Origin of the sequence: Pseudomonas sp. HMSC063H08 (genome assembly GCF_001813645.1) — a bacterium.
GTDB classification, from domain to species: domain Bacteria; phylum Pseudomonadota; class Gammaproteobacteria; order Pseudomonadales; family Pseudomonadaceae; genus Pseudomonas; species Pseudomonas aeruginosa.
The window spans coordinates 1-773 of record NZ_KV813538.1 but is presented as its reverse complement, the minus strand read 5'-3'; the positions used below and the strand labels follow the sequence as shown (position 1 = coordinate 773).

Here is a 773-nt window from a genome sequence, read left to right as displayed (position 1 = left end):
GTCCGCGAGCTGTCTCGCTGGCACCTGGCCCTGGCCTTGGCCGCCGGCGCGATTTCCGGCGTCGTGCGCTCGAAGTCGGGCCGGATCCTGGTCGTGAAGGGTGACACCTACAAGGACAAGGCCCGCAAGACCGAATTCACCGAAGACGAAGACGGCAACATCACCGAGGTGAGGATCCTCACAGACCGTTTCATCCCGATCATCCGGGCATGGGAAATGACACCCTCCTCGGTCAATCAGGGCCGCGTGCTGACCATCAGCTCGTCGGCTGCGACCACGGAAGAGGCTGAAGAGCCCCAACCTGAGCCGGCCCCCGAACCGCTGCTGTTCAGCCCTGGCCAAGTCGTAATGACCGCTGCCGTGAGCCACCTGGTGGAAACCGGTCAACTCAACCCAGCGCCTTTGCTGAACCGCCATCTGGCGGGAGATTGGGGGACGCTGGACCAGGAAGACTGGAACACCAACCAGAGAGCCCTGAAGTTCGGCGATAGGCTGCTGTCGTCCTACGACATCGATGCCGGCGGCGAATCCAGGCTCTGGATCATCACCGAGGCAGACCGCAGCTCAACCACGCTTTTGCTCCCTAGCGATTACTGACCTCGCCCCCGCGGCGATTCCTTCCACTCCACCCTGCAGGGTATGGCGATACCCGAAAGGGACGTGCATGCCCTGCTTTCTTCCTTCACCTGCAGGAGATGCACATGAACGCTCAGACCCAACCGGCCGCCCTGGCCGCCTCCTCCCTGAACATCAACCTGACCGACTTCATCGAC

1 pseudogene is annotated in these 773 nt (G+C 62.5%); it reads left to right on the top strand.

Going from position 1 to position 773, the window contains the following annotated elements:
* Nucleotides 1-597: pseudogene (locus HMPREF2924_RS22445) on the top strand (class I SAM-dependent methyltransferase); the annotation flags it as partial.
* Between the last annotated feature and the right edge of the window lie 176 nt (nt 598-773).